We start from the raw sequence: 6,924 nt of genomic DNA, 5'->3' as shown, positions 1-6,924 counted from the left end.
GCATCTCCTGGTCATCCAACTCATTTTTAAGATCACGGGTCATAAGTCTGCGTACGGCTTCGATCGGTGTAATATCTTCGTATAGAATATGGTAGACCTCGTGGGCAATGGGCATCTCTACACCCAGCTTGTTCGACAGATTGAAAACTGACTTGGCGGTTTTAACGCCCTCTGCAACCATACGCATTTCTGACAGAATCTCGGTTAATTGCATGCCTTGTCCTATCTTTTTGCCCACGGTGTGGTTCCTGCTTAAATCTCCGGTACAAGTCAGCACCAGATCTCCGACACCGGCGAGTCCTGCAAAAGTGTGCGGATTGGCGCCAAGCGCGATGCCCAGTCGACGAATCTCTGCAAGGCCTCTGGTAATCAAGGCGGCCCTGGTATTTAATCCAAGCCCCAGGCCGTCAATGATGCCGGCGGCAATGGCGATTACATTCTTGACGGCACCGCCCAGTTCGACTCCGACAACGTCATCGCTGGTATAGACTCTAAAATAAGGCGTGGCAAAAACATGCTGGACATACCTGGCGACCTGCTCATCTTTTGATGCCACTGTGACGACGGTAGGAAATTTCTGGGCGACTTCCCGGGCAAAACTCGGGCCGGAGAGAGTTGCAATAGAGCTTTCCGGAATTACAGAAAGGACCTCTTTAAGCACAGCGGACATGGTCAGATGAGTCTCGTTCTCAATCCCTTTGGAGGCCGACACTACGATCGTCTCCTCAGAGAGATGAGCTGACATTTTCTGCACTGTTTCCCGCATGACATGTGATGGGACGGCAATCAGTACAAGTTCTTTCCCGGAAACCACCCGGGCCATATCATTGTAAGGCCGTAAATTGCTTGAAAGGGGGAAGTCCGGGAGAAAAACCTTGTTTTCGGCAAATGTCTCAATCTGTTCTTTTACTTCCTTTTCAAATACCCACAAATCTATTTTAAAACCTTTCAAGCCCAAAAGATTAGCCAGAGCGGTACCCCAACTGCCAGCTCCCACAACCCCGATTTTGATATCATTTATATTGATTCCATTTTTCATCCGAACATTTTCCTATCATCAGCTGATGGCATTTTCTTTTTCTGCAAGCCTGGCAACACCGGCAACCTTTTCGCCGGGCGTCATCCCGATTAGCTTTACACCCTGGGTATTGCGGCTGATCACTGAAATATCGCTGACAGCCATGCGTATAAGCTTACCACTGTCTGCCATCAGCATCAGGTCGTCATCATCATCAACAAGGAGACTGCCGACGACATGTCCGTTGCGCTCAGTAGTCTTAATCGTAATAACACCTTTACCGCCGCGTTTCCGCAGAGGGTATTCATCAATAGAAGTTCTCTTCCCGTATCCGTTTTCCGTGGCAGTGAACAGAGTCTGGCCATGGCTTAAAACCTCCATGCTCACTATTCGATCTTGCGTTGCAAGCTTTAAACCCCGCACTCCTCTGGCAGTGCGGCCGGTCGGACGCACACCAGACTCGTGAAAACGTATTGATTGGCCCATGGCGGAGCCTAAAAAGACATTCCAGGTGCCGTCGGTAATTCTAGCCGCAATCAATTCGTCGCCGGGGATAAGGCTTAAAGCAATAATACCTCCTGCTCTGGGCCTGCTGAACGCCATAAGATCCGTCTTTTTAACCAGCCCGCTGCGGGTGGCCATAATAATGTGATAACCTGGCTCAAACGACGCCACTGCCAGCACCGTGGTAAGGTTTTCATCCTTATCAAAGTTTAAAAGGTTAACGATGGCTTTACCACGGCTCTGACGGCCGGCCGGCGGGATTTCATACACCTTACACCAGTAAACCTTGCCCAGATTCGTGAAAAACAGGAAGGTGTGATGCGTGGAAGCCACAAAAAGATGGCTGACAAAATCTTCTTCCTTCACACCCATGGCGGTCTTACCCTTGCCGCCGCGGTGCTGGCTCCGGTAAATGGTAATCGGATTGCGTTTAATATAACCGGTATGGGAAATGGTAACGACCATGTCTTCTTCGGCAATCATATCCTCCATGGTAATTTCTTTAGTGCTTTCTGCGATCTCGGTGCGACGCCGGTCTCCGAATTCCTCCTGCAACTGGGAAAGCTCATCTTTGATAATATTTTTCACCAGTCGCTCACTTGCAAGAAGCTCTTTATACCGATTTATATCCTTGAGAACACGTTTATATTCTTCTAATATCTTTTCCTGTTCAAGGCCGGTCAGACGCTGCAAACGCATATCCAGGATGGCCTGCGCCTGGATCACGGTCAGAGCGTAAGTTGCGGTCAGCCGTGTTTTGGCTTCGTCCGGCGATTTTGATTTACGAATCGCGGCAACAACATCATCAAGATGTTCAAGAGCGATTTTCAACCCTTCCAGAAGATGGGCCCGCGCTTCGGCTTTTCTCAGGTCATAGCGGGTCCGCCGGATGATGATCTCCTTGCGGTGAAGGATGAAATGTTCTAAAATCTCCTTTAAGTTCAAAAGCCGGGGCTGGTTGTTTACAATTGCAAGAAATATAATACCGAAGCTATTTTCCATCTGGGTATGTTTATAAAGCTGGTTGATGATTACTCCGGCGATCTGTTCTTTTTTTAGACCCAGCGCTATGCGCATCCCTTCTCTGTCGGATTCGTCTCTTACATATCTTACGCCCTCGATTTGTTTGTTTCTAATGAGGCTTGCTATCTTTTCGATAAGCTTGGCCTTGTTGACCTGATAGGGAAGCTCCGTAATAATAATCGTCTCTCTTGCGGTTTTTTTATCTTTTTCAATAACGGACTTGGCCCGTATCCGGATAATTCCGCGGCCGCTTTTGTATGCTTCGTAAATCCCTTTGGTCCCGTAGATGATACCGCCGGTCGGAAAGTCAGGCCCCGGTATGTAGCGAAGAAGATCCTGCCAGGTAAGCTCGGGGTTGTCTATGACGGCTTTGGTGGCCGCAATCACTTCTGAGAGGTTGTGCGGCGGGATGTTGGTTGCCATACCAACTGCTATGCCCGAAGAACCGTTTACCAAAAGGTTGGGTACTTTAGCCGGGAGTACTGTAGGCTCTGTTATGGATTCATCATAATTAGCTGCAAAACCGACGGTCTCCTTGTCCAAATCCTCCAGCATCTGATGAGCAAGAGGCATCATTCTGATCTCGGTATAACGCATGGCGGCCGGCGGATCACCGTCTACGGAACCAAAATTACCCTGGCCGTCCACAAGGGGATATCTTAACGAGAAGTCCTGAGCCATGCGCACAATGGTATCATAAACTGCGGTGTCACCGTGGGGATGGTACTTTCCGATAACATCCCCGACAATGCGGGCAGATTTCTTATACGGCTTGTTCCACTCGTTTTTTAGTTCGCGCATTGCAAACAACACGCGCCGATGGACCGGTTTAAGGCCGTCTCGCACTTCCGGCAGGGCTCTGCCGACGATCACACTCATGGCATAGTCGAGATACGACTTTTTCATCTCACTTTCGATGCTGATCTCAGGCATCTTTTCGGCAGTTTTCATATTAACACCTATAAAATCGCACAGCGATTTTATTTGCAATTTTTAGCGGGTTCAACCAGTTCCCGGTAACTTGCGTAATAGATTTCCGTTAAAGTCAAAAAAGCGGTTATCACCAGGGGTCCGTAAATAATTCCTATAATCCCAAACATTTTCAATCCCCCAATTATGGAAAAAAAAACAAGCAGCGTATGCATTTTAACCTGCTGCCCCACCAGTCTGGGTTTCAAGAGGTTATCTACGCTAACGGTAAGAATGATATAGAAAACGACAAAAATTATACCCACCGCGATCCGTCCTTTCAATAAAAGAAAAGCAGCCGTTGGAATAAAGACGATGCCGACCCCGATAATGGGGAGAAACGCCAGCAGGCTCATGATGACACCCCACATAAATGCTGATTTAAAGCCGAACATCCAAAAAATAGTACCGCCCGCCGAACCTTGAATCAACCCGCAGACACCATTCCCGACAATAACTGCGCCTGCCATATTCTTAAACTTTTGGATCAGTTTTTCGTCCTGTTCATCAGGCAGTGGAGAAAGACCAATAATAAACGCCATCAACCGATCCCCATCAATGAACAGATAGTAGATAACCAGGAGCATAAAAAAGAAATACACAATAAATTTGAGCGCGTTCGAGGCAATCGAACTGGCTTGCTGATAAAGAAAAAGGCCGACAACTTTACCCAGTTCCGAAAGCGCTTGATTGAGATGGTCAGCGCTAATAGTCAAGTCGAAATTTGCAAGCAAATAGTTTACTTTTTCAAGGACCGTGCTGTTTTCAAAAAGGCTTCGGAACTGATCGCTGATAGCGGCGCTCTTGCCCATCTGATACAGGCCGAACGCCTCTTTCGACAAGAGACCCACAAAAAGAAGCGTTGGCAGAAACAGGATAATGAATACCAGCGTACATGTCAAAAGTGAGGAGAAGTTCGAACTCATTTTCCGGTTGAAGAAGGTATAAACAGGCTTGAAAAGACTGGTCACAACTGCACCCATAACAATTACAGATAGAAAGGGCCAAAGCAATCTGCCGAGCATAAACGCAGAAGCAAGGAAAAGGGCCAGAAAAAACCACAGAATAATATCGCGATAAGCTCTATCTTGCATTGTGCCTCCAACTTAAGTGACAGGACTAACGTCGAGATAGGTATCGTAAAGAGCTGAATGACATGACCTGCGCTTTATCTGCTGACTAATGCGCCGGCCACCAATATAAGAAGGGTTTCATAAATAAAAACCGAGGCATAATTTCCAAAAAGACCATAAATGATGCCGCCGCCGATAATGGCCGGCACGGCACACACTACCAAAGTACCCAACCTTCTACCGGTATCCATACTTTACAAATCTCCTGCAATTTAATTGGTTGCTTCAAAAAGTCTCGAATTTATTGTTTCTTTTAAGTTTGCGACACTCCCGCCAAAATGCTCTAATATCGCACAAAACGCAAACATCTTGTAACAATAACAGCTAACCAAGTAAAGAAAAAACTGCTGCATATTTATTGATAATATTTTCATAATATGCCAGATATTTAAATATACTCCTAAACTGATCGGTTCTAGGTTCAGGGTTCTAGGTTCAAAGGTTATAACATCTTGACATTACTTAACGTTACAACTCAATGTCAGGATTGGTTTCTTGCACCCATTGGGTAAGAATTGCTTGCCGCCTCTATTGAGGCGTAACTCTTTTGAATTGAGCCTGTCAGGGCTCATCAACCCGGAACCCCTGGCCCAGACCTGCTTTCAAGAAGCTGGCTCCAAGGCATATATTTTAATAGCAGAGGGTTGATCTCCTTGATAACGATCGTCGCGCCAGGGCGGGCTTGAACGCTGAACCTCTCAACCTAGGATGATATAACAGTTCAGCCACTAGGGCACAATGGCACAAGTCGAGAACGCTTCAAATCCAGAACGCCAATGGTGACAAAGATGTGTCTGCTCCTCATATCTTATGACATGCATCCGGTCTATCGAATCGTACTGGCGGCAAACCGGGACGAATATTATGACCGCCCTACGGCACCGCTGGCTTTCTGGAAAGACATGCCGCAAATTTTAGCCGGACGGGACCTTAAACGCAATGGAGTATGGCTCGGCGTAACGCGCACCGGGCGCATTGCAGCCATCACCAATTACCGCGAACCTGCCCTGCGATATGAGAATGCGCCTTCCCGGGGTCATCTTGTCAGCAACTTTTTGCAAGGATTAGAATCACCGGAAAACTACCTGAATCATATCAAATCTTCCGGACACCGCTACAATGGATTCAACCTCATCGTTGGTGACGGGTCGGGCTTATTCTATTATTCCAACATGGGAAACAGCATTCAAAAGTTAAAACCCGGTCTTTTCGGCCTGTGTAATCACCTGCTTGACACTCCCTGGCCAAAGGTTGAAAAAGGAAAGGCTGCTTTTGAAACTCTGCTTGACAGTAAACAAACAATTGATATTGAAGATGTTTTTAGCATGCTCAATGACCGGTCTTATCCCCCCGATGACATGTTGCCGGACACCGGGGTCGACCTTAGTTGGGAACGCGTGCTTTCTCCATTATTTATCTTAAGCCCGGATTACGGAACGCGTTCGTCATCCGTTGTTTTTATAGAAAGGACCGCAAAGCTTACTTTTGCCGAGCGGACATTTGATCCGCCGCATGCAAAATCCTCAGAGGAAATAACCCGTACATTCAGCTTATTAATCTCAAAATGAAAAATATTTTGGACAGGATTACAGGATTGACTTGATATTAAAAAAACAGGAAAGTACAGTTCCTGTACATTATAAATCAGTATCCTGTAACTACCCTTTCATTTCAAAGCCGCATAAAAAAATATAATTTAAACAGGAAAAAAAATGATCTTGTTTATCCTGTTATCCTGTCTAAGAAATTCAATGGTTTTGGGAGAGAAGAATATCTGCACCCGTCCGATTTAACCTGTGCGAAATCCGGAATAAGGCAAAAAAATGTTTACAAAACATATCTGATCTTATATACGGTATTCGTCATAAATCAAAATTGAAACTCCCGGCAGCTGCGCTATAGTTGGACAGGGAATATTGCTACGGCAGTTCAAAGAGGTTTTCTATGGGAAAAAACAGTTTGCTTAAATCGACGTCCAAAAAGAAAAAAAGTGCATCCAAGAAAAAAGATGAGGAAATGACGGCCAAAACCAAAAAGGCTGTATCAAAAACCACGAAAGCGGCGAAAAAAGCCAAAGCTGTTCCAAAAGCCAAAAAGAAACCTGCCGTTCGTGCTGAAAAGGTCGCTGCTGAAAAAGCCGCTGCTGAAAAGGTCGCTGCTGAAAAGGTCGCTGCTGAAAAAGCCGCTGCTGAAAAGGTCGCTGCTGAAAAGGTCGCTGCTGAAAAAGCCGACGCTGAAAAGGTCGCCGCTGAAAAAGCCGCCGCTGAAAAGGCTGCC

The 6,924-nt window shown here is 46.4% G+C and carries 6 protein-coding genes; 2 read left to right on the top strand and 4 right to left on the bottom strand.

The window, feature by feature from the left end:
- The 4 genes from V3S16_RS01010 to V3S16_RS00995 all read right to left on the bottom strand — a co-directional run.
- The coding region (locus tag V3S16_RS01010; protein ID WP_413882813.1) for an NAD(P)H-dependent glycerol-3-phosphate dehydrogenase at window positions 1-1,039 on the bottom strand (1,039 nt) is incomplete at its 3' end.
- Window positions 1,040-1,057: 18 nt separating this feature from the next.
- A complete protein-coding gene (gene gyrA / locus V3S16_RS01005; RefSeq protein WP_413882812.1) occupies window positions 1,058-3,496 on the bottom strand; it encodes a DNA gyrase subunit A in 2,439 nt (812 codons plus the stop codon).
- A gap of 29 nt (window positions 3,497-3,525) precedes the next feature.
- Entirely contained in the window at window positions 3,526-4,608 is a 1,083-nt protein-coding gene (locus V3S16_RS01000) for an AI-2E family transporter (protein ID WP_413882811.1), read from the bottom strand.
- A 74-nt stretch (window positions 4,609-4,682) separates the two neighbouring features.
- A complete protein-coding gene (locus tag V3S16_RS00995) occupies window positions 4,683-4,838 on the bottom strand; it encodes a hypothetical protein (protein WP_413882810.1) in 156 nt (51 codons plus the stop codon).
- Window positions 4,839-5,435: 597 nt separating this feature from the next.
- Between V3S16_RS00995 and V3S16_RS00990 the strand changes: the two genes are divergently transcribed.
- Complete coding sequence (locus V3S16_RS00990) at window positions 5,436-6,215, top strand: NRDE family protein (protein ID WP_413882809.1); 780 nt, start codon at window positions 5,436-5,438, stop codon at window positions 6,213-6,215.
- Window positions 6,216-6,591: 376 nt separating this feature from the next.
- On the top strand, window positions 6,592-6,924 hold a 333-nt coding region (locus tag V3S16_RS00985; protein WP_413882808.1), incomplete at its 3' end, for a hypothetical protein.

The sequence above is a fragment of the Candidatus Desulfatibia sp. genome, from assembly GCF_036446775.1.
In the GTDB taxonomy this organism is placed as follows: Bacteria; Desulfobacterota; Desulfobacteria; order Desulfobacterales; family UBA11574; genus Desulfatibia_A.
The sequence above is the reverse complement of the archived record's forward strand: the minus strand, read 5'-3'. Positions and strand labels throughout refer to the sequence as shown.

Coding starts and splice junctions, on each gene's coding strand:
- gyrA (WP_413882812.1), bottom strand. CDS start 3,496: ATGAAAACTGCCGAAAAGATGCCTGAGATCAGCATCGAAAGTGAGATG.
- V3S16_RS01000 (WP_413882811.1), bottom strand. CDS start 4,608: ATGCAAGATAGAGCTTATCGCGATATTATTCTGTGGTTTTTTCTGGCC.
- V3S16_RS00995 (WP_413882810.1), bottom strand. CDS start 4,838: ATGGATACCGGTAGAAGGTTGGGTACTTTGGTAGTGTGTGCCGTGCCG.
- V3S16_RS00990 (WP_413882809.1), top strand. CDS start 5,436: ATGTGTCTGCTCCTCATATCTTATGACATGCATCCGGTCTATCGAATC.